Below are 22278 nucleotides of genomic sequence, written 5' to 3' on the forward strand. Positions count from 1 at the left end.
CCGTTCCGCCACTTATTAAGACATTAAGCCTGCTCAACAAGCAGGCTTAATGGCAAGAAAATTTAGGGGCGTAGCTCAGTTGGTAGAGCACCGGTCTCCAAAACCGGGTGTCGCGAGTTCGAGTCTCTCCGCCCCTGCCATATATAATCCTTTGCTTCGGCAAAGGATTTTTTTTGCCTGAAATTTGGCGATTTTCCCCACTCAAAATAGCTACCCGCGTCCTTGCGGGTGATGAGTATCAATCCAACATGCTGATTTTAAGCAGATCTTTTATCTGTGATTGCTTGTCGCTGTTCTGCAACCAGATTGCGTAGAGCGGTCTTGAAAGCGTTGTGGAGTCGGTAACAGTGTGCAAATCAGGCTTGCTATCCGCCCAGCGGGTAGGTAGCCAGGTGCAACCTTTCAGGGAAGAAAGCTGCTGGCAGGCAATCTCCGCTGAGCTTGTCGTCAACTGAGGAACATCATCACTGGCGATCAATCCGACCTCGTGCTGCTGGAAATCAGGGCCCCATTCCAGGCGCAGATAATTAAGATCGGCCTTCATGGCTGAAGGCTCTGCGGCATAAAGGCCAAGGCTGAACTGCCCAACGATCTGGCTGCTAAATTCGTCCATTTTGGGGGCCTCTGTCGTGATCAGCAGATCCAGCTGTCTTTCATGCAATTGCTTAACCAAAGACTGGCGTTGCGCAATCCTCGCCTCAAACTGCAGATGGCTGTGCGAGCGGTACAGGCGCGTAAGCCATTGACTGAGCATACATTCCCAAAGCGATGAGCTGGCCCCTATCGAAAACTCGTTGTGCCTTGAGGTATGCGCCACCTCTTTACGCGCAGCTTGCCAGGTATTCATCAGGGTTTCTGCGTAGGGCAAGAGCTTCTCACCGGCAGGGGTTAAGCGAATATTGTTGCGATGACGGGTAAAAAGATTCACACCCAGCTGATTTTCCAGCTGGCGAATACGAAAACTAACCGCTGACTGCGTCAGGTAAAGGGCTTCCGCTGCTCGCCCGAAGTGGCGCGTCCTGCTCACTTCAAGGAAAGTTTTTAGCAATTCCGTATCCACATCTTTCTCCGCAAAATTATTTGTCGTTATGATTTAAATGTTTTGTTTTACACTCTGTCAAGCGTAACTAATACTCCGCGCCATAAATAGCTCGGCCAAAGAATTAGGAGCGTGTAGGATGGCGGAAAGCTTTACGACGATGAATCGTTTTTTCGACAATAAAAATTATCCACGCGGGTTCTCTCGCCATGGTGACTTCACCATCAAAGAGGCACAACTGCTTGAGCGTCATGGTTATGCCTTTAACGAGTTGGATCTGGGGAAACGTGAACCAGAAACGGAAGACGAAAAACAGTTTGTTGCCGTTTGCCGTGGCGAGCGTGAGCCGGTATCTGAAGCTGAACGTGTATGGGTGAAGTATATGGCGCGTATTAAGCGTCCTAAGCGTTTCCATACTCTGTCCGGTGGTAAGCCGCAGATGGAAGGTGCTGAAGACTATACCGAGTCTGACGACTAAAGATGAAGAAAGGGGCTAAGGCCCCTTTTTTACGCCAGCATCTTTTGCAGATGCAGCAGCAAGCGATCTATGGCGCGATAGCTAAGAGCCTCTTGCAGGTGTCGCCTTTCAATTCCCGGACAGCCTTCAATATCAGCAATCGTTCTGGAAACTTTCAACAAACGCTGCCACGCCCGTATTGAAAGTCCGAACCTTGCCAGCGTTTCCTCAAGCCAAACGGCATCTCCGTCTTCCAGCCGGCAGAATTGTCGAATCTCAGCATTATCAAGATGTGCATTGAGTTTGCTCTGGCGCTTGTACTGTTTCCCCTGGGCTTTGATGACCCGTTCACGCACCTCTACTGAGGATGTTCCCTGTCCATTGTTCTGGCTGAGCAGGCCCGGCGGCGGAAGGGGGATCTCCAGGGATAAATCGAACCGGTCGAGAAAAGGGCCGGAAAGCTTCCCAAGGTAGCGCAGCGTCTGCTCGGGCGAGCAGCGGTTATGATTGCCCTGATAATGACCCGTTGGGCTGGGATTCATGGCGGCAACGAGCTGAAACCTTGCCGGGTAGCTAATTTTGGCGCGCGTGCGAGAGATATGAATCTGCCCTGACTCAATAGGCTCCCGCAGCGCATCCAGCACGCGCCTTTCAAACTCAGGCAATTCATCAAGAAAGAGTATGCCGTTGTGCGCCAGCGAAATTTCACCGGGAGCGGGTATGCTCCCTCCGCCGACCATGGCGGTGAGCGAGGCGCTGTGGTGCGGCGAACGAAAAGGCCGACGCCGCCACTGCTTATGCAGCGACGTTGAGCTGACGAGGCTGAAAATAGCGGCGCTTTCCAGCGCCTCTCGATTATTCAAGGGCGGCAGCAGGCCGTTTAGCCGACTGGCCAGCATGGTTTTGCCCGTACCCGGTGGGCCAATCAGCAGCAGGTTATGCCCACCTGCGGCAGTGATCTCTAAGGCTCTCTTACCCTGCTCCTGGCCGATAATATCGCGGAGGTCGTCCTGGCTATCCGGCAAAATAACGTCAGCCTCAAGCGGTTCTTCAAGCTCATGCCGTCCTTCAAGATAGGCACAGACCTCCTGCAGGTGGCCCGCAATCAGGCACCCTTTTTCCGCTATGAGGCTTACTTCGGGAGAATTTTCATTTGCCACAATGATTTGTCTCCCGGCACTTATGGCTTCCAGTGCACCTGAGATCGCGCCGGGAACGCCTCTTAATGCGCCTGTGAGCGCGAGTTCACCGACGAACTCGTACGAGCCTAGCCTCGTGGTGTTCAGCTGCTCTGAGGCGGCGAGAAGCGCAATTGCGATAGGTAAATCATATCGCCCACCTTCTTTGGGCAAGTCAGCCGGAGCGAGATTGATCGTGATCTTCTTTGCGGGGAAGGTATAACCGCTATTGATGATCGCGCTGCGCACCCGATCTCTCGCCTCTTTTACCGTGGTCTCAGGTAGCCCTACGAGCGTGAGCCCCGGCAGTCCATTACTCAGATGAACCTCAACCGAAATCAGCGGCGCCTTTACCCCAATCGCGGCGCGGGTGTAGACAACAGACAGTGACATGCGTACCTCCTTGTCCTCTGACTATGCCATCGCAGAAGTTGGCGGATGAGTGCTTTTTTAACGATTTACGAGGCCTTTTCCCGTTTTTTAGGCGCGCAATGTAAACGTTGCATAACCCCGGAAGCGGCGTCGCAAAGCGTGAAAAAGCCTCGTTTGGCCTGTTTTAGCGGCTGTAAAAAAATGAAAAATATTCATTTTCTATTTTCCTCATATAAAACAATGATTTTTAGAAAAATCATTCGCAGGCTAAACATCCGCGTCATAAAAAAATCTTGTGTTTGGTTTAAAAACTGTGATAACTCTTTAGGCATTCCTTCGAACAAGATGCCAAAAGAACTGACAATGACAGCCCTTCTACTAGTGATTAGCCTGGTCGTGATTAGCGTGGTGGTGATTATTATCCCACCGTGCGGGGCTGCACTTGGACGAGGAAAGGCTTAAAAATCAAGCCTTAACGAACTAAGACCCCCGCACCGAAAGGTCCGGGGGTTTTTTTATGACTAAAAAACTAAAACGAGGAGCAGAGAATGGCCAGTAGCACAAAATTCTGTTTCTCCCGATTTATGACGGGGAACTAACTATGAATGGGGCACAGTGGGTTGTACATGCGTTGCGCGCACAGGGAGTCGAAACTGTCTTCGGTTATCCGGGGGGCGCAATTATGCCGATTTACGATGCACTGTATGACGGCGGCGTGGAACACCTCTTGTGCCGACACGAGCAGGGCGCAGCGATGGCGGCGATAGGCTATGCGCGTTCTACCGGAAAAACCGGCGTTTGCATGGCAACGTCTGGCCCGGGTGCGACCAACCTGATCACCGGTCTGGCCGATGCGCTGCTCGACTCCGTGCCCGTTGTTGCCATCACCGGCCAGGTCGCTTCGCCGTTCATCGGTACCGATGCGTTCCAGGAAGTGGACGTGCTCGGCTTGTCGCTGGCCTGCACCAAGCACAGCTTCCTCGTTCAGTCCCTCGAAGAGCTGCCGCGCGTGATGGCAGAAGCGTTCGAAGTCGCAAACTCTGGCCGTCCTGGCCCCGTTCTGGTTGATATTCCCAAAGATATCCAGGTGGCAATGGGCGATCTGGAGCCGCATTTCTCCACCGTCGAAAACGCTGACGCTTTCCCTCATGCGGAAGTGGAAGCGGCGCGGCAGATGCTTGCCGAAGCGCAAAAACCGATGCTCTACGTCGGCGGCGGCGTGGGGATGGCGCAGGCGGTTCCGGCGCTGCGCGAGTTTATCGCCGTCACGCAAATGCCTGCGACCTGCACCCTGAAAGGGCTGGGCGCGGTGGACGCTGACTACCCGTACTATCTGGGCATGCTGGGGATGCACGGCACCAAAGCGGCAAACCTCGCCGTTCAGGAGTGTGATTTGCTGATTGCCGTTGGCGCTCGCTTCGACGACCGCGTGACCGGCAAGCTGAACACCTTCGCGCCGAATGCCAAAGTCATCCACATGGATATCGACCCGGCGGAAATGAACAAGCTGCGTCAGGTACACGTTGCGCTGCAGGGCGATCTGAACGCTCTGTTGCCTGCTTTGCAGCAGCCTGTGGACATCAATGAATGGCGCCAGCACGCCGCGGATATGCGCGTTGAGCACGCCTGGCGCTACGACCATCCGGGCGAATCCATCTACGCGCCGCTGCTGTTAAAGCAGCTCTCCGACCGCAAACCGGCGGATTGCGTGGTGACGACCGATGTTGGTCAGCACCAGATGTGGTCGGCACAGCATATGACCTACACCCGCCCGGAAAACTTCATTACCTCCAGCGGCTTAGGGACGATGGGCTTTGGCCTGCCTGCGGCCGTGGGCGCGCAGGTGGCTCGCCCGAACGACACCGTCATCTGCATCTCCGGTGACGGCTCGTTCATGATGAACGTTCAGGAGCTGGGCACCGTGAAGCGCAAGCAGCTGCCGCTGAAAATCGTGTTGCTCGATAACCAGCGTCTGGGAATGGTGCGCCAGTGGCAGCAGCTGTTCTTCCAGGAACGCTATAGCGAAACAACCCTGACCGATAACCCCGATTTCCTCGTTCTGGCCAGCGCATTTGGTATCCCTGGCCAGCACATTACCCGTAAAGACCAGGTTGAAGCGGCTCTCGACACCATGCTGTCAAGCGAAGGGCCTTACCTGCTTCATGTCTCAATCGACGAGCTTGAGAACGTCTGGCCATTGGTACCGCCAGGTGCCAGTAACTCACAAATGCTGGAGAAATTATCATGATGCATCATCAGGTCGCCGTGCAGGCTCGCTTCAATCCGGAAACGTTAGAACGCGTTTTGCGCGTGGTTCGTCATCGTGGTTTTCAAATTTGCTCTATGAATATGGAGACAGCCACTGACGCCCAAAACATCAATATCGAATTAACCGTTGCCAGCCCTCGGCCGGTCGACTTACTGTTTAGTCAGTTAAATAAACTGGTAGACGTTGCACATGTTGCCATCTGCCAGAGCACAACCACATCACAACAAATCCGTGCCTAAGCGCGACAGGAAGAAAAAATGACGACGAAAAAAGCTGATTACATTTGGTTCAACGGTGAGATGGTTCGTTGGGAGGACGCGAAAGTCCACGTCATGTCCCATGCGCTGCACTACGGTACTTCCGTGTTTGAAGGTATTCGCTGCTACGATTCTCACAAAGGGCCAGTGGTGTTCCGCCATCGCGAACACATGCAGCGTCTGCATGATTCAGCCAAAATTTATCGTTTCCCGGTATCTCAGAGCGTTGATGAGCTGATGGAAGCGTGCCGCGAGGTGATCCGCAAGAACAACCTGACCAGCGCCTATATTCGTCCGCTGGTGTTTGTGGGTGATGTGGGGATGGGCGTGAACCCGCCAGCCGGTTATACCACCGATGTGATCATTGCCGCGTTCCCGTGGGGCGCTTACCTGGGTGCGGAAGCACTGGATCAGGGGATCGACGCAATGGTTTCTTCCTGGAACCGCGTGGCGCCAAACACCATCCCAACGGCGGCGAAAGCGGGCGGTAACTACCTCTCTTCTCTGCTGGTTGGCAGCGAAGCGCGTCGTCATGGTTATCAGGAAGGTATCGCCCTGGACGTGAATGGCTATATCTCCGAAGGCGCGGGTGAAAACCTGTTTGAAGTGAAGGATGGCATTCTGTTCACGCCGCCGTTTACCTCTTCTGCGCTGCCGGGCATTACCCGTGACGCCATCATCAAGCTGGCGAAAGATCTGGGTATCGAAGTGCGCGAGCAGGTACTGTCCCGCGAATCGCTCTACCTTGCCGATGAAGTGTTCATGTCCGGCACCGCGGCTGAGATCACGCCAGTGCGTAGCGTAGACGGCATTCAGGTGGGTGAAGGGCGCTGTGGCCCAATCACGAAACGTATTCAGCAAGCCTTCTTCGGCCTCTTCACCGGCGAAACCGAAGACAAGTACGGCTGGTTGGATCAGGTTAATCACTAAGTATAAATATGGGACGGCACGCACCGTCCCATTTGCGAGATAGACGGGAGTAAATAAGCCATGCCTAAGTATCGTTCCGCCACTACCACCCACGGCCGTAATATGGCGGGTGCCCGCGCGCTGTGGCGCGCCACCGGGATGACCGACGCCGATTTCGGCAAGCCAATTATTGCGGTGGTCAACTCCTTCACCCAGTTCGTTCCGGGCCACGTGCATCTGCGCGATCTGGGTAAACTGGTCGCTGAGCAAATCGAAGCGTCCGGCGGCGTGGCGAAAGAGTTCAACACCATTGCTGTCGATGATGGCATCGCGATGGGTCACGGGGGCATGCTTTATTCACTGCCGTCACGCGAGCTGATCGCCGACTCCGTTGAGTACATGGTTAACGCCCACTGTGCCGATGCGATGGTCTGTATCTCCAACTGCGACAAAATCACCCCGGGGATGCTGATGGCTTCCCTGCGCCTGAACATTCCGGTGATCTTCGTCTCCGGCGGCCCAATGGAAGCGGGTAAAACCAAGCTCTCCGACAAAATCATCAAGCTCGACCTGGTCGATGCGATGATCCAGGGCGCCGACCCGAAAGTGTCCGACGCGCAAAGCGACCAGGTGGAACGTTCCGCGTGTCCAACCTGTGGTTCCTGCTCCGGTATGTTCACCGCCAACTCCATGAACTGCCTGACCGAAGCGCTCGGTCTGTCGCAGCCGGGCAACGGCTCCCTGCTGGCGACCCACGCCGACCGTAAGCAGCTGTTCCTTAACGCCGGCAAGCGCATCGTTGAGCTGACCAAGCGCTATTACGAGCAGGACGATGCCAGCGCGCTGCCGCGCAGCATTGCCAGCAAAGCCGCCTTTGAAAACGCCATGACCCTGGATATCGCCATGGGTGGCTCCACCAACACCGTTCTGCACCTGCTGGCTGCCGCGCAGGAAGCGGAAATCGACTTCACCATGAGCGATATCGACAAGCTGTCCCGCAAGGTGCCGCAGCTGTGTAAAGTCGCGCCGAGCACCCAGAAGTACCACATGGAAGACGTTCACCGCGCCGGTGGCGTTATCGGTATTCTTGGCGAGCTGGATCGCGCCGGGCTGCTGAACCGCGAGGTGAAAAACGTCCTCGGTCTGACCCTGCCGGAGTCGCTTGATAAATACGACGTGATGCTCACCCAAGACGAAGCGGTGAAGAACATGTTCCGCGCGGGCCCGGCGGGTATTCGTACTACCCAGGCGTTCTCGCAGGATTGCCGCTGGGATACGCTGGATGACGATCGCGCCGAAGGCTGCATCCGCTCGCTGGAAAATGCGTACAGCAAAGACGGCGGTCTGGCGGTGCTGTACGGTAACTTCGCTGAAAACGGCTGTATCGTTAAAACCGCAGGCGTGGACGACAGCATCCTGAAGTTTACCGGTCCGGCAAAAGTGTATGAAAGCCAGGACGACGCGGTAGAAGCGATCCTCGGCGGCAAAGTGGTGGAAGGCGATGTGGTGGTGATCCGCTACGAAGGGCCGAAAGGCGGCCCGGGTATGCAGGAGATGCTCTACCCAACCACCTTCCTGAAATCGATGGGCCTCGGCAAAGCCTGCGCGCTGATCACCGACGGTCGTTTCTCCGGCGGTACGTCCGGCCTCTCCATCGGCCACGTCTCTCCGGAAGCGGCGAGCGGCGGCAACATCGCCATCATCGAAGATGGCGACCTGATCGAAATCGACATTCCAAATCGCGGCATTCAGCTCAAGCTGAGCGACCAGGAGATCGCTGCCCGTCGTGAAGCTCAGGAAGCGCGCGGCGATAAAGCCTGGACGCCGAAAGATCGCCAGCGTGAAGTCTCCTTCGCTCTGCGTGCCTACGCGAGCCTTGCCACCAGTGCGGATAAAGGCGCGGTGCGCGATAAATCTAAACTTGGGGGCTAATGATGGCCGAGTCACAACCCTTATCCGCCGCCCCTGAGGGGGCGGAATATCTGCGGGCGGTACTGCGCGCGCCGGTCTATGAGGCCGTGCAGGTGACGCCGCTGCAAAAAATGGAAAAGCTCTCTTCGCGCCTCGACAACGTGATCCTGGTGAAGCGCGAAGACCGCCAGCCGGTACACAGCTTTAAGCTGCGCGGCGCTTACGCGATGATGGCCGGGCTGACCGACGAGCAGAAAGCGCGCGGGGTAATTACCGCCTCTGCGGGCAACCACGCCCAGGGCGTGGCGTTCTCGTCTGCTCGCTTAGGGCTGAAAGCGCTGATCGTGATGCCCGTTGCGACGGCGGATATCAAAGTGGATGCGGTGCGTGGCTTCGGCGGCGAAGTGCTGCTCCACGGCGCAAACTTTGACGAAGCGAAAGCCAAAGCCATTGAGCTGGCGCAGCAGCAGGGGTTCACCTGGGTGCCGCCGTTCGATCATCCGATGGTGATTGCGGGGCAAGGCACGCTGGCGCTCGAACTGCTCCAGCAGGATGCGCATCTCGATCGCGTGTTCGTGCCGGTCGGCGGCGGCGGGCTGGCCGCTGGCGTGGCGGTGCTGATCAAACAGCTGATGCCGCAAATCAAAGTCATCGCCGTTGAGGCGGAAGACTCCGCCTGCCTGAAGGCGGCGCTGGACGCCGGGCATCCGGTGGATTTACCGCGCGTCGGGCTGTTTGCCGAGGGCGTGGCGGTTAAGCGCATTGGCGACGAAACCTTCCGCCTGTGTCAGGAGTATCTCGACGATATCGTTACGGTTGATAGCGACGCTATCTGCGCGGCGATGAAAGATCTGTTCGAGGATGTTCGCGCCGTTGCGGAGCCGTCGGGCGCGCTGGCGCTGGCGGGGATGAAGAAATACATCGCCCAGCACAATATTCGCGGCGAACGTCTGGCGCACGTGCTGTCGGGCGCGAACGTCAACTTCCACGGCCTGCGCTACGTTTCCGAGCGCTGCGAGCTGGGTGAACAGCGTGAAGCGCTGCTGGCGGTGACCATTCCGGAAGAGAAGGGCAGCTTCCTCAAGTTCTGCCAGCTGCTGGGCGGCCGCTCGGTTACCGAGTTCAACTACCGCTTTGCGGATGCCAAAGACGCCTGCATTTTTGTCGGCGTGCGCCTAAGCCGCGGTCTGGACGAGCGCAAAGAGATCCTCAGCCTGCTGCACGAAGGCGGTTACAGCGTGGTCGATCTCTCTGACGATGAAATGGCGAAGCTGCACGTTCGCTACATGGTCGGCGGGCGTCCGTCGAAGCCGTTACAGGAACGCCTGTTCAGCTTCGAGTTCCCGGAATCGCCGGGCGCGCTGCTCAAGTTCCTGCATACGCTCGGGACGCACTGGAACATCTCCCTGTTCCACTACCGCAGCCACGGTACGGACTACGGTCGTGTGCTGGCGGCGTTTGAGCTGGGCGAGCACGAGCCGGATTTCGAAACCCGGCTCAACGAGCTGGGCTACGAGTGTCACGATGAGACCCACAACCCGGCGTTCCGGTTCTTCCTGGCGGGGTAGGCCGGATAAGGTTAATGGCCAGGCAGTAAATTCCAGAACGCATCAATAAGCGGCTCATGCAGCCGCTTTTTTTGTGCGCACACGCCAAGCTCAAACGGCGTTTTTTCGTCGCTGCGCTCCAGAATCATCACGCGGTTGCGCACCGGTTCCGGGCTGTTTTCCAGCACCACCTCCGGTAGCAGCGCAACGCCGCAGCCGAGCGCCACCATCGACACCATCGCCTCGTGGCCGCCGACCGTGGCGTAAATCGACGGGTTGCTGATTTTGTGGCGGCGGAACCACAGCTCGATGCGGCGGCGCACCGGCCCCTGATCGGCCATGATAAACGGCACCGTTGACCAGTCGGGCTTTTCCACGGAAACCTGGTTACGTACCGGGCAGGGCAGCGCCGGCGCGATCAGCACCACCGCCAGATTTTCCAGCATCGAGAACGCCACCGCGCCCGGCAGCGTTTCCGGCTTGCCGGCAATCGCCAGATCCGCTTCGCCCGTCACCACTTTTTCCATCGCGTCGGCGGCATCGCCGGTGGTGAGCTTGATTTCAACCGAGGGATGCTCCGCGCGAAAGCGGTCGAGGATGGGCGGCAGGTGGCTATAGGCGGCGGTGACGGAACAAAAGATATGCAGCTCGCCGGAGAGGGACGGCCCCTGCTGGTCGATGGTGTGGCGCAATTGCTGATACTGCAACAGCGTCTGCTGGGCAAAGACGCGCAGCTCCTCGCCCGCTTCGGTGAGCGTCACGGTGCGGTTATCGCGCACAAACAGCGGCTGACCGAGGTCTTCTTCCAGACGCTGGATCTGGCGTGAGAGCGTGGAAGGGCTGACGTGCATGGCGCGCGCGCTGCGACCAAAGTGGCGGCTTTCCGCCAGATGCAGGAACAATTTCAGATCGCGTAAATCCACCGATTCAACTCTCTCTTTTTACATTGCAGAAATTGCAACGTGACGTTGTGAATATATCAATTTCCGCAATAAATTTCCTGTCATATAGTAAGTTCATTCTCGCATATGCGAACCGAACAATAAGCACCACAACACAACATCACGGAGTCCATCATGGCTAACTACTTTAATACACTGAACTTGCGCCAGCAGCTGGCGCAGCTGGGCAAATGCCGCTTCATGGCGCGCGACGAATTTGCCGATGGCGCGAGCTACCTTCAGGGTAAAAAAGTGGTCATCGTCGGCTGCGGCGCACAGGGCCTGAACCAGGGGCTGAACATGCGCGACTCCGGCCTGGATATCGCTTATGCCTTGCGTAAAGAAGCGATCGCCGAGAAGCGTGCGTCCTGGCGCAAAGCGACCGAAAACGGCTTCAAAGTAGGCACCTACGAAGAGCTGATCCCACAGGCGGATCTGGTGGTTAACCTGACGCCAGACAAGCAGCACTCCGACGTTGTGCGCTCCGTACAGCCGCTGATGAAAGACGGCGCGGCGCTGGGTTACTCCCACGGCTTCAACATCGTTGAAGTGGGCGAGCAAATTCGTAAAGACATCACCGTGGTAATGGTGGCGCCGAAATGCCCGGGTACCGAAGTGCGTGAAGAGTACAAGCGTGGCTTCGGCGTGCCGACGCTGATCGCCGTTCACCCGGAAAACGATCCAAAAGGTGAAGGCATGGCAATCGCTAAAGCTTGGGCTGCGGCAACCGGCGGCCACCGTGCGGGCGTTCTGGAATCTTCCTTCGTTGCCGAAGTGAAATCTGACCTGATGGGCGAGCAGACTATCCTGTGCGGTATGCTGCAGGCCGGTTCTTTGCTGTGCTTCGACAAGCTGGTGGAAGAAGGCACCGACCCGGCATACGCAGAAAAACTGATTCAGTTCGGCTGGGAAACCATCACCGAAGCGCTGAAGCAGGGTGGTATTACGCTGATGATGGACCGCCTGTCCAACCCGGCTAAACTGCGTGCGTATGCGCTGTCTGAACAGCTGAAAACCATCATGGCGCCGCTGTTCCAGAAACACATGGACGACATCATCTCCGGTGAGTTCTCTTCCGGCATGATGGCGGACTGGGCGAACGACGATAAAAAACTGCTGACCTGGCGCGAAGAGACCGGCAAAACCGCGTTCGAAACCGCCGCGCAGTACGACGGTAAAATCAGCGAGCAGGAGTACTTCGATAAGGGCGTGCTGATGATCGCGATGGTGAAAGCGGGCGTTGAGCTGGCCTTCGAAACCATGGTGGATTCCGGCATCATCGAAGAGTCTGCGTACTATGAATCACTGCACGAGCTGCCGCTGATCGCGAACACCATCGCCCGTAAGCGTCTGTACGAAATGAACGTGGTTATCTCTGATACCGCAGAATACGGTAACTACCTGTTCTCTTATGCGTGCGTACCGCTGCTGAAAGAGTTCATGACGACTCTGCAGCCGGGCGATCTGGGCAAGGCGATTGCGGAAGGTGCGGTTGATAACGCGCAGCTGCGCGATGTGAACGACGCCATTCGTAGCCATGAGATCGAGAAAATTGGTCAGAAACTGCGTGGCTACATGACGGATATGAAGCGTATCGCGGTAGCGGGTTAATCAGCGCGGGCTGATGCCCTCACACCGGCCCTCTCCCACAGGGAGAGGGAGAAACATCCAGGGCCTTCTCTTCGGGAAGGCCCTGTTGTTTATTTGCGGTACAGCACCTTAACGACGTGGTAGCCGAACTGGGTGTGCAGCGGGCCGACTGGCTCCAGCACCGGGCAGGAGAAGACCAGTTTATCGAACGCTGGCACCATCTGGCCCTGGCGGAATTCGCCTAAATCACCGCCGCGTTTGCCTGACGGACAAATAGAGTGCTTCTTCGCCAGTTTGCCGAAATCGGCACCGTTTTTAATCTGCTCCAGAAGATCCAGAGCCAGTTTCTCTTCTTTAACAAGGATATGCAGAGCTGCTGCTGTTTTTGCCATGATCGTGCCTTGAGTGGTATGGATTAGGCTCGCTATACTACCACGCTGTTATTCTCCCCTCCTGACTTTCATTGAGTGATCATTTATGCGTTTAAACCCCGGACAACAACAAGCCGTCGAATTTGTCACCGGACCCTGTCTGGTGCTGGCGGGGGCTGGATCCGGCAAAACCCGCGTGATCACCAATAAAATCGCCCACCTGATCCGCGGCTGCGGCTATCAGGCTCGCCACATCGCGGCGGTGACCTTTACCAACAAGGCGGCGCGCGAAATGAAGGAGCGCGTTGGCCAGACGCTGGGGCGCAAAGAGGCGCGCGGGCTGATGATCTCCACCTTCCACACCCTGGGGCTGGATATCATTAAACGCGAATACGCGGCGCTGGGGATGAAGTCCAACTTCTCGCTTTTCGATGACACCGACCAGGTGGCGCTGCTCAAGGAGCTGACCGAGGGGCTGATTGAAGATGACAAAGTTCTGCTGCAGCAGCTGATCTCGACGATCTCCAACTGGAAAAACGATCTGATGACGCCTGCCCAGGCGGCGGCGAGCGCTAAAGGCGAGCGCGACCGGATCTTCGCCCACTGCTACGGCCTGTACGATGCGCACATGAAAGCCTGCAACGTGCTGGACTTCGACGACCTGATCCTGCTGCCCACGCTGCTCCTGCAGCGCAATGAAGAGGTGCGCGAGCGCTGGCAGAACAAAATCCGCTATCTGCTGGTGGATGAATACCAGGACACCAACACCAGCCAGTACGAGCTGGTTAAGCTGCTGGTGGGGCAACGCGCGCGCTTCACCGTGGTGGGGGACGATGACCAGTCGATCTACTCCTGGCGCGGCGCGCGACCGCAAAACCTGGTGCTGCTGAGCAAAGATTTCCCGGCACTGCAGGTGATTAAGCTGGAACAGAACTACCGTTCGTCCGGGCGTATCCTGAAAGCGGCGAACATCCTGATCGCCAACAACCCGCACGTTTTCGAAAAGCGCCTGTTCTCCGAGCTGGGCTACGGCGCGGAGCTGAAAGTGCTGAGTGCCAATAACGAAGAGCACGAGGCGGAGCGCGTGACGGGGGAGCTGATCGCTCACCACTTCGTCAACAAAACCGAATATAAGGATTACGCGATCCTCTATCGCGGCAACCACCAGTCCCGCGTCTTTGAAAAGATGCTGATGCAAAACCGCATCCCGTACAAAATATCCGGCGGCACGTCGTTCTTCTCGCGCCCCGAGATAAAAGATCTGCTGGCCTATCTGCGCGTGCTCACCAACCCGGATGACGACAGCGCGTTCCTGCGTATCGTCAACACCCCGAAACGTGAGATTGGCCCGGCGACGCTGCAGAAGCTGGGCGAATGGGCGATGACGCGCAACAAAAGCCTGTTTACCGCCAGCTTCGATATGGGGTTAAGCCAGAGCCTGACCGGGCGCGGCTACGAGTCGTTAACCCGCTTCACCCACTGGCTGGGCGAAGTGCAGCGCCTTGCCGAGCGCGAGCCGGTGGCCGCCGTGCGCGATCTTATCCACGGCATCGACTACGAATCCTGGCTCTACGAAACCTCCGCCAGCCCGAAAGCGGCGGAGATGCGCATGAAAAACGTCAACCAGCTGTTTAGCTGGATGACCGAAATGCTGGAAGGCTCTGAGATTGACGAGCCAATGACCCTGACGCAGGTGGTCACCCGCTTTACGCTGCGCGACATGATGGAGCGCGGTGAAAGTGAGGAAGAGGCCGATCAGGTTCAGCTGATGACCCTTCATGCGTCGAAGGGGCTGGAGTTCCCTTACGTCTATCTGGTGGGCATGGAAGAGGGCTTGCTGCCGCACCAGAGCAGCATCGATGAAGACAATGTTGAAGAAGAGCGCCGTCTGGCCTACGTGGGCATTACCCGCGCGCAGAAGGAGCTGATCTTCACGCTGTGCAAAGAGCGCCGTCAGTATGGCGAGCTGGTGCGCCCGGAGCCGAGCCGCTTCCTGCTGGAGCTCCCGCAGGACGATCTGATCTGGGAGCAGGAGCGCAAAGTGATTACGGCGGAAGAACGGATGCACAAAGGCCAGGCCAACGTGGCGAACATTCGCGCCATGCTGGCGAAGGCCAAAGAGAAAGGATAATGATTTGTTGGCCGGGTAAGGCGAAGCCGCCGCCCGGCGATGTTCAGGGTATTACTTCACTTCGAGCACCCAGTGGACATAGCTCTGCCACTGGCACTCCTGATCGATAAGTTCCGCCCCCAGCGGGTGGCAGTCCAGCCATTTCTCCGGCAGCGTCAGCACCAGCTTTTCATCGTCTGCCACCAGGTTCATGGTCGGCAGCAAATCGTCACGGCGGCGGCTGGCAAACAGGATCGCCAGGCGCAGCAGACGGCACAGGTGCTCCGCAACGCGCGGCGGTACGGCGTTTTGCTGGTGGAGCGACGAGAGATCGACGGCGCTGGTCTGGTTCAACAGCAGCGTCGCCAGCAGCTTTTTCTGCGCCGGAGTAAAGCCCGGCAGATCAAGATTGCGTACCAGGTACGCGGCGTGGGCAGGCGCCTGTTTGAAATCAATGCTCAAACCCACTTCGTGCAGTGCGCAGGCGCTCAGCAGAAGATCGCGGCTCAGCGGCTCCAGATCCCAGCTTCCCAGCACCTGATCGGCAAACAGTGAAGCCAGTTGCGCGACGCGCTGGGCCTGATCGGTATCCACCATAAAGCGGCGCTGGACGTTACGCAGCGTGCGGCTGCGGATATCCTGATCGACCGACAGATGCAGCATCCCGTAGACCAGCCCTTCGCGCAGGGCGCCGCCCGCGAGGGTCATGCACTGAATGTTCAGCTCGGTGAAAATGGCGATAAGAATGGCGAGACCGCTTGGGAAGACCAGCGCGCGCTCGAGCGTCAGGCCTTCAATTTCAAGCTCTTCAAGACGACCGCACTGAATGGCGCGCTGCTTAAGCTGCTGGAGTTTGGCCAGCGTGATGCGCTCGTCCATCCCCTGTGCCATCATGATTTCCTGCAATGCCTGAACGGTGCCCGAGGCGCCAACGCAGACTTTCCAGCCGTGATAGCGCAGCTCCTCCATGACCGGGCGCAGCACGTCGCGCGCCGCTTTCTCGGCCTCGTCGAAATTCTCTTTGGCGAGATTCCTGTCGGTGAAATAGCGCTCAAGCCAGGTGACGCAGCCCATCGACAGGCTAAACAGCGAGGTGGCCTGCGCGCCCGTGCCGGTCACGAGTTCGGTACTGGCTCCGCCGATATCCACCACCAGACGGCGATCGTCACCCCCGGTGGTGTGCGCCACGCCCTGATAAATCAGACGCGCTTCTTCTTCGCCGCTGATGACCTGCACCGGGCAGCCCAGGATTTCCTGCGCTTTGGCAATGAAATCAACGGCATTAACGGCCAGACGCAGCGTCGCCGTGGCAACAACGCGGATTTGATTATGGGGAATATCCTGCAAACGTTCGGCAAAGAGTCGTAAGCACTGCCAGCCACGTTCCATGGCTTCGGGGGAGAGGTGGTTGTCGCTGCTCAGGCCCGCCGCCAGGCGGACCTTGCGCTTAATACGCGTCAGCGTTTGTATGCTTCCCGCCACCTCGCGCACAACCAGCATATGAAAACTATTGGAACCGAGATCAATTGCCGCATAAAGCGAGGTGGAACTGAGCATATTATTTAACCTGAACGACGACGATTACGCGGTGCACCACCGGAACGGCGCGGGCCATTGCCGGAACGAGCGCGAGTAAGGCGCTTAGGCGGTGGCAGTTCGCTTAACAGCGCTTCCGGATTGTACTTACTCTGCGGAATCGAGTGACCGATATAGGTTTCAATCGCCGGCAGGTTCAGCGCGTACTCTTCGCACGCCAGGCTGATTGAGTGTCCGCTTGCGCCTGCACGACCGGTACGACCGATACGGTGGACGTAATCTTCGCAGTCATCCGGCAGATCGTAGTTAAAGACGTGCGTAACGGCAGGAATATGCAGGCCGCGCGCAGCAACGTCGGTCGCGACCAGAATATCCAGGTCGCCACGGGTGAATTCTTCGAGAATACGCAGGCGTTTCTTCTGCGCCACATCGCCGGTCAGCAGGCCAACGCGGTGTCCGTCTGCGGCCAGGTGACCCCAGATATCTTCACAGCGGTGCTTGGTGTTGGCGAAGATGATGGCGCGATCCGGCCACTCTTCTTCGATAAGCGTTTGCAGCAGGCGCATTTTCTCTTCATTAGATGGGTAGAAGAGTTCTTCTTTAATGCGGTGACCGGTTTTCTGCTCGGGTTCAACTTCGACATATTCGGCGTTGTTCATCTGTTCGAACGCCAGTTCGCGAACGCGGTAGGAGAGGGTTGCAGAGAACAGCATGTTGAGGCGCTGATTTGCCGGAGGCATACGGCGGAACAGCCAGCGAATATCTTTGATGAAGCCCAGATCGTACATACGGTCTGCTTCATCCAGGACGACAACCTGGATAGCGCCGAGGTTAATGTGGTTCTGTTTTGCGTAGTCGATAAGACGGCCCGTGGTGCCGATCAGGATATCAACGCCGCTTTCAAGCACTTTCAGCTGCTTGTCGTAACCGTCGCCGCCATAGGCCAGTCCGAGCTTCAGACCAGTGGCCTGTGCCAGGGGTTCAGCGTCTGCATGGATCTGTACCGCCAGTTCTCGCGTCGGGGCCATAATTAGCGCGCGCGGCTGGTTAACTTTGCGGTCAGCAATCGCTGGATGAGAAAGTAAATAATGAAACGTTGACGTTAAGAACGCCATCGTTTTGCCAGTACCGGTTTGCGCCTGCCCTGCAACATCGCGGCCTGCCAGCGTCAGCGGCAGTGCGAGGGCCTGAATGGGCGTGCAGTTATGAAACCCTTTATTTTCAAGGGCTTCGATCACCTTTGGGTGCAGGGCGAAGTCGGAAAACTTCTGTTCTGTTAAATGTGTTTTGCTCATAGTGTGGTAGAATATCAGCTTACTATTGCTTTACGAAAGCGTATCCGGTGAAATAAAGTCAACCTTTAGTTGGTTAATGCTACATCAACACGTCGTTGATTGACGCGAAACCAACGCACCAGGCTTATTCCTGTGGAGTTATATATGAGCGATAAAATTATTCACCTGACTGACGACAGTTTTGACACGGACGTACTTAAAGCTGACGGGCTGATCCTCGTCGATTTCTGGGCTGAATGGTGTGGTCCTTGCAAAATGATCGCCCCGATTCTGGATGAGATCGCTGACGAATATCAGGGCAAACTGACCGTTGCCAAGCTGAACATCGACCAGAACCCGGGTACCGCGCCAAAATACGGCATCCGTGGCATCCCGACCCTGCTGCTGTTCAAAGGCGGCGAAGTGGCGGCGACCAAAGTGGGCGCACTGTCCAAAGGTCAACTGAAAGAGTTCCTGGACGCTAACCTGGCGTAAGGTTTCTCCGCTGCGCGTCCAGAGCGCCTAAATGATGTGGATCTCTGGACGCCCGGCTTTAGTCGTGCTAAGTTACTTGTGACTTCGTTTTAAACATATCTGTTGTTTGAATCTTGCTTTACCCGATACTTCCCGTTGTTGATAAAGACAGTGCGTGAAGTCGCTAAATTCCGGGCTTGTCACTCAATCCGTCTTGTCGTTTCAGTTCTGCGTTCTTTCCCTGTGACCAGACAGCGAACAGACATGAGTTGATGGCCGCTAAACAGGCATGGATGACCCTGCCATACCATTCACAACATTAAGTTCGAGAATCACCCCGAGTTTAAGAACCCACACCATTATGAATCTTACCGAATTAAAGAATACGCCGGTTTCTGAGCTGATCACTCTCGGCGAAAATATGGGGCTGGAAAACCAGGCTCGTATGCGCAAGCAGGACATCATTTTCGCCATCCTGAAGCAGCACGCTAAGAGTGGCGAAGATATCTTTGGCGACGGTGTGCTGGAGATACTGCAAGACGGATTTGGTTTCCTCCGCTCAGCAGACAGCTCCTACCTCGCCGGCCCCGACGACATCTACGTATCCCCTAGCCAAATCCGCCGTTTCAACCTCCGCACTGGTGACACCATTTCAGGTAAGATTCGTCCTCCTAAAGAGGGTGAACGCTACTTTGCGCTGTTGAAAGTTAACGAAGTTAACTACGACAAACCAGAAAACTCGCGCAACAAGATCCTGTTTGAGAACTTAACGCCGCTGCACGCGAACTCTCGCCTGCGCATGGAGCGTGGTAACGGGTCTACTGAAGACTTAACTGCTCGCGTTCTGGATCTGGCTTCTCCGATTGGTCGTGGTCAGCGTGGTCTGATTGTGGCACCGCCAAAAGCGGGTAAAACCATGCTGCTGCAGAACATCGCGCAGAGCATTGCTTACAACCACCCAGACTGCGTACTGATGGTACTGCTGATCGACGAACGTCCGGAAGAAGTGACCGAGATGCAGCGTCTGGTTAAAGGTGAAGTTGTGGCTTCTACCTTCGACGAACCTGCATCTCGCCACGTTCAGGTTGCTGAAATGGTTATCGAGAAAGCGAAACGTCTGGTTGAACACAAGAAAGACGTTATCATCCTGCTCGACTCCATCACCCGTCTGGCGCGTGCTTACAACACCGTTGTTCCGGCTTCCGGTAAAGTCCTGACCGGTGGTGTTGACGCCAACGCCCTGCACCGTCCGAAGCGTTTCTTCGGTGCGGCACGTAACGTGGAAGAGGGCGGCAGCCTGACCATCATTGCTACCGCGCTTATCGACACCGGTTCCAAGATGGACGAAGTTATTTACGAAGAGTTCAAAGGTACAGGCAACATGGAACTGCACCTCTCTCGTAAAATCGCTGAAAAACGCGTCTTCCCGGCTATCGACTACAACCGTTCCGGTACCCGTAAAGAAGAGCTGCTCACCACTCAGGAAGAGCTGCAGAAAATGTGGATCCTGCGCAAAATCATTCACCCAATGGGCGAAATCGACGCAATGGAATTCCTCATTAATAAACTGGCGATGACCAAAACTAACGACGATTTCTTCGACATGATGAAACGCTCGTAACGCAAATTACGCCAGCAAACGCCACGTTTTTACGTGGCGTTTTCGTTTTATGGGCTATACGTTATTACCACAGACTCCCAATTTTGACCTTTCGGTGCGACAATAAGATTATTCGCACAGTAAAAACATTAATAGCTTGAATAATAAACAAATGAAGTGGGAAGAGGTTTGCTTTATGCCTTCTGACTAAGCGCCATCATGGTTATACTTCCTTGACTGACATTTGTTGAGAACATCCATTGTGAACCTACTCGATACGTTTACTGAGCTAACCAGTATTTTTTTGTTTACCACATGCTTTTTGTTTCTTGCGCGCAAGGTGGCAAAATATCTGGGGTTAGTGGATAAACCCAACTTTCGTAAACGCCATCAAGGAATGATCCCACTTGTAGGCGGCATCTCCGTTTTCGCAGGAATCTGCTTCGCTTTCACGATCGCGGATTACTACATTCCCCACGTCAGGCTCTATCTTATCTGCGCCACCGTTTTGGTTGTGGTGGGCGCGCTCGACGATCGCTACGACATCAGCGTCAAAATTCGTGCTTTTGTGCAGGCCGCCGTCGGTATCGCCATGATGGTGGCGGCCAAACTGCATTTGAGCAGCCTCGGCTATATTTTTGGCCCCTGGGAGATGGTGCTCGGGCCGTTCGGCTATTTCCTCACGCTTTTCGCCGTGTGGGTCGCCATTAACGCTTTCAATATGGTCGACGGTATCGACGGCCTGCTGGGCGGGCTCTCCTGCGTGTCGTTCGCGGCAATCGGCATCATTTTATGGTTCGACGGTCAGTACAGCCTCGCCATGTGGTGTTTCGCCATGATTGCCGCCATCCTGCCTTATATTCTGCTGAACCTCGGCGCGCTGGGCCGTCGCTATAAAGTCTTTATGGGCGACGCGGGCAGTACGCTGATTGGCTTCACCATCATCTGGATTTTGCTGGAAACCACGCAGGGTAAAACGCACCCGATAAGCCCTGTGACGGCGTTGTGGATTATCGCCATTCCGCTCATGGACATGGTGGCGATTATGTATCGCCGTCTGCGTAAGGGGATGAGTCCTTTCTCTGCCGACCGTCAGCACATTCATCATTTGATCATGCGAGCAGGCTTCACTTCCCGTCAGGCGTTTGTGCTGATTACGCTGGCGGCTGCTATTCTTGCGGGGATTGGCGTAGCGTCTGAATATGCCCACTTTATCCCTGAATGGGTAATGTTGGTATTGTTCTTGCTAGCGTTTTCTCTGTACGGCTACTGCATTAAACGCGCATGGAAAGTCGCGCGTTTCATTAAACGTGTTAAGCGCAGGATGCGTCGAAACAGTGGTAATAATCCAACTTTAACTAAATAAACTGGGATCGTGATGACTCAACCGTTGGCGGGAGCTAAATCAGAGATGACCGAGAATGAGCTGGATATACGTGGCTTGTTCCGCGTTTTATGGGCGGGCAAACTGTGGATTGCGGGCGTTGCAATTGCGTTCGCGCTAATCGCGCTTGCTTACACCTTCTTTGCGAAACAGGAGTGGAGCGCAACCGCGATCACCGACAGACCAACGGTTAACATGCTCGGCGGGTTCTACTCCCAGCAGCAGTTCCTGCGTAACCTGGATATCAAAGCGAACCTGGCTTCACCAGACCAGGCTTCCGTCATGGACGATGCCTACCGAGAGTTTGTGATGCAGCTGGCGTCCTGGGATACCCGTCGCGATTTCTGGTCCCAGACCGATTACTACAAGCAGCGCATGGTCGGCAACAGCAAAGTCGACGCCGCCCTGCTCGATGACCTGATTAACAACATTCAGTTCACGCCAGGCGACGCGCTGCGCAACGTTAACGACAACGTGAAGCTTATTGCTGAAACCGCGCCGGATGCCAACAACCTGCTGCGTCAGTACGTGGCTTTCGCCAGCCAGCGTGCGGCCAGTCATCTTAATGACGAGCTGAAAGGCGCATGGGCGGCGCGTACCATCCAGATGAAAGCGCAGGTTAAGCGTCAGGAAGAGGTGGCAAAAGCCATTTTCGCCCGCCGCGTACATAATATTGAGCAGGCGCTGAAGATTGCCGAGCAGAGCAATATCTCCCGCAGCGAAACTGACGTGCCGGCGGATGAGCTGCCGGATTCCGAGATGTTCCTGCTGGGTCGTCCAATGCTGCAGGCGCGTCTGGAAAACCAGCAGGCGGTAGGCCCGGAGTTTGACCTCGACTACGATCAAAACCGCGCGATGCTGAACACCCTGAACGTCGGTCCGACTCTGGATCCACGTTTTCAGACCTATCGTTATTTGCGCACGCCGGAAGAACCTGTAAAACGCGATAGCCCACGCCGTGCGTTCCTGATGATTATGTGGGGAATTGTCGGTGCGCTGACTGGCGCAGGCGTGGCGTTAACACGTCGCCGCGTAAACTAAAAAGGCCGTCCACGATGA

Annotated in this window: 20 protein-coding genes and 1 tRNA gene; 15 read left to right on the plus strand and 6 right to left on the minus strand. The window is 56.2% G+C overall.

All coding sequences use genetic code 11. The features are described from left to right. The first annotated feature begins 64 nt into the window (after nt 1-64). Nucleotides 65-140 (plus strand) — tRNA-Trp (locus AB6V08_RS19420). Nucleotides 141-238: 98 nt separating this feature from the next. On the opposite strand, the gene hdfR is transcribed toward AB6V08_RS19420, so the two are convergent. Further along, nucleotides 239-1060: an HTH-type transcriptional regulator HdfR gene (gene hdfR / locus AB6V08_RS19425; protein ID WP_368544454.1), complete on the minus strand. Its 822-nt coding sequence runs from the start codon at nt 1058-1060 to the stop codon at nt 239-241. 118 nt (nt 1061-1178) lie between these two features. On the opposite strand from hdfR, the gene AB6V08_RS19430 reads away from it, so the two are divergent. Further along, the gene (locus AB6V08_RS19430) at nt 1179-1517 is read left to right on the plus strand and encodes a DUF413 domain-containing protein (protein WP_368544455.1); all 339 of its coding nucleotides are present in this window, start codon (nt 1179-1181) and stop codon (nt 1515-1517) included. Between the two features lie 29 nt (nt 1518-1546). On the opposite strand, the gene AB6V08_RS19435 is transcribed toward AB6V08_RS19430, so the two are convergent. Beyond that, on the minus strand, nt 1547-3067 hold the full coding sequence (locus AB6V08_RS19435; RefSeq protein ID WP_368544456.1) for a YifB family Mg chelatase-like AAA ATPase: 1521 nt from the start codon (nt 3065-3067) through the stop codon (nt 1547-1549). A gap of 342 nt (nt 3068-3409) precedes the next feature. On the opposite strand from AB6V08_RS19435, the gene ilvL reads away from it, so the two are divergent. The 7 genes from ilvL to ilvA all read left to right on the plus strand — a co-directional run bounded on the left by ilvL (nt 3410) and on the right by ilvA (nt 9960). Continuing rightward, complete coding sequence (gene ilvL / locus AB6V08_RS19440) at nt 3410-3508, plus strand: ilv operon leader peptide (RefSeq protein ID WP_023620831.1); 99 nt, start codon at nt 3410-3412, stop codon at nt 3506-3508. A gap of 86 nt (nt 3509-3594) precedes the next feature. After that, the gene (gene ilvX / locus AB6V08_RS19445; RefSeq protein ID WP_368544523.1) at nt 3595-3645 is read left to right on the plus strand and encodes a peptide IlvX; all 51 of its coding nucleotides are present in this window, start codon (nt 3595-3597) and stop codon (nt 3643-3645) included. 2 nt (nt 3646-3647) lie between these two features. Further along, on the plus strand, nt 3648-5294 hold the full coding sequence (ilvG, locus tag AB6V08_RS19450) for an acetolactate synthase 2 catalytic subunit (RefSeq protein WP_368544457.1): 1647 nt from the start codon (nt 3648-3650) through the stop codon (nt 5292-5294). Further along, nucleotides 5291-5554 carry an acetolactate synthase 2 small subunit gene (ilvM, locus tag AB6V08_RS19455; RefSeq protein ID WP_234674738.1) on the plus strand — a complete coding sequence of 88 codons (264 nt, stop codon included), beginning with the start codon at nt 5291-5293 and terminating at the stop codon, nt 5552-5554. Before ilvG ends, ilvM begins: the two co-directional genes overlap by 4 nt. Before the next feature lie 18 nt (nt 5555-5572). After that, nucleotides 5573-6502, plus strand: coding sequence for a branched-chain-amino-acid transaminase (ilvE, locus tag AB6V08_RS19460; protein WP_368544458.1), 930 nt, complete (start codon nt 5573-5575; stop codon nt 6500-6502). Nucleotides 6503-6562: 60 nt separating this feature from the next. Further along, nucleotides 6563-8413 (plus strand): dihydroxy-acid dehydratase, encoded by a 1851-nt coding sequence (gene ilvD, locus AB6V08_RS19465; protein ID WP_368544459.1) that lies wholly within the window; start codon nt 6563-6565, stop codon nt 8411-8413. 2 nt (nt 8414-8415) lie between these two features. Beyond that, nucleotides 8416-9960: a threonine ammonia-lyase, biosynthetic gene (gene ilvA, locus AB6V08_RS19470; protein WP_368544460.1), complete on the plus strand. Its 1545-nt coding sequence runs from the start codon at nt 8416-8418 to the stop codon at nt 9958-9960. A gap of 11 nt (nt 9961-9971) precedes the next feature. On the opposite strand, the gene ilvY is transcribed toward ilvA, so the two are convergent. Next, nucleotides 9972-10862: an HTH-type transcriptional activator IlvY gene (gene ilvY, locus AB6V08_RS19475; protein ID WP_368544461.1), complete on the minus strand. Its 891-nt coding sequence runs from the start codon at nt 10860-10862 to the stop codon at nt 9972-9974. A 153-nt stretch (nt 10863-11015) separates the two neighbouring features. Here ilvY and ilvC point away from each other — a divergent pair, with 153 nt between their 5' ends. After that, nucleotides 11016-12491 carry a ketol-acid reductoisomerase gene (ilvC, locus tag AB6V08_RS19480; protein ID WP_368544462.1) on the plus strand — a complete coding sequence of 492 codons (1476 nt, stop codon included), beginning with the start codon at nt 11016-11018 and terminating at the stop codon, nt 12489-12491. A gap of 89 nt (nt 12492-12580) precedes the next feature. Here the strand turns inward: ilvC and ppiC are convergent, their stop codons facing one another. Then, nucleotides 12581-12862: a peptidylprolyl isomerase PpiC gene (gene ppiC, locus AB6V08_RS19485; RefSeq protein ID WP_368544463.1), complete on the minus strand. Its 282-nt coding sequence runs from the start codon at nt 12860-12862 to the stop codon at nt 12581-12583. Nucleotides 12863-12947: 85 nt separating this feature from the next. On the opposite strand from ppiC, the gene rep reads away from it, so the two are divergent. Then, the gene (rep, locus tag AB6V08_RS19490) at nt 12948-14972 is read left to right on the plus strand and encodes a DNA helicase Rep (RefSeq protein WP_368544464.1); all 2025 of its coding nucleotides are present in this window, start codon (nt 12948-12950) and stop codon (nt 14970-14972) included. 51 nt (nt 14973-15023) lie between these two features. Here the strand turns inward: rep and gppA are convergent, their stop codons facing one another. After that, nucleotides 15024-16508: a guanosine-5'-triphosphate,3'-diphosphate diphosphatase gene (gene gppA, locus AB6V08_RS19495; protein ID WP_368544465.1), complete on the minus strand. Its 1485-nt coding sequence runs from the start codon at nt 16506-16508 to the stop codon at nt 15024-15026. A gap of 5 nt (nt 16509-16513) precedes the next feature. Beyond that, nucleotides 16514-17782: an ATP-dependent RNA helicase RhlB gene (gene rhlB / locus AB6V08_RS19500; RefSeq protein ID WP_368544466.1), complete on the minus strand. Its 1269-nt coding sequence runs from the start codon at nt 17780-17782 to the stop codon at nt 16514-16516. Nucleotides 17783-17926: 144 nt separating this feature from the next. Here rhlB and trxA point away from each other — a divergent pair, with 144 nt between their 5' ends. From trxA to wzzE, 4 genes are all read left to right on the plus strand, one after another. Beyond that, nucleotides 17927-18256 carry a thioredoxin TrxA gene (gene trxA, locus AB6V08_RS19505; protein ID WP_014072297.1) on the plus strand — a complete coding sequence of 110 codons (330 nt, stop codon included), beginning with the start codon at nt 17927-17929 and terminating at the stop codon, nt 18254-18256. 340 nt (nt 18257-18596) lie between these two features. Next, entirely contained in the window at nt 18597-19856 is a 1260-nt protein-coding gene (gene rho / locus AB6V08_RS19510; protein ID WP_001054528.1) for a transcription termination factor Rho, read from the plus strand. 241 nt (nt 19857-20097) lie between these two features. Beyond that, nucleotides 20098-21201, plus strand: coding sequence for a UDP-N-acetylglucosamine--undecaprenyl-phosphate N-acetylglucosaminephosphotransferase (wecA, locus tag AB6V08_RS19515; RefSeq protein ID WP_368544467.1), 1104 nt, complete (start codon nt 20098-20100; stop codon nt 21199-21201). Nucleotides 21202-21213: 12 nt separating this feature from the next. Then, nucleotides 21214-22260 (plus strand): ECA polysaccharide chain length modulation protein, encoded by a 1047-nt coding sequence (wzzE, locus tag AB6V08_RS19520; protein WP_368544468.1) that lies wholly within the window; start codon nt 21214-21216, stop codon nt 22258-22260. The last annotated feature ends 18 nt before the right edge of the window (nt 22261-22278 follow it).

The sequence above is a fragment of the Enterobacter soli genome, from assembly GCF_964208575.1.
GTDB lineage: Bacteria > Pseudomonadota > Gammaproteobacteria > Enterobacterales > Enterobacteriaceae > Enterobacter > Enterobacter soli_A.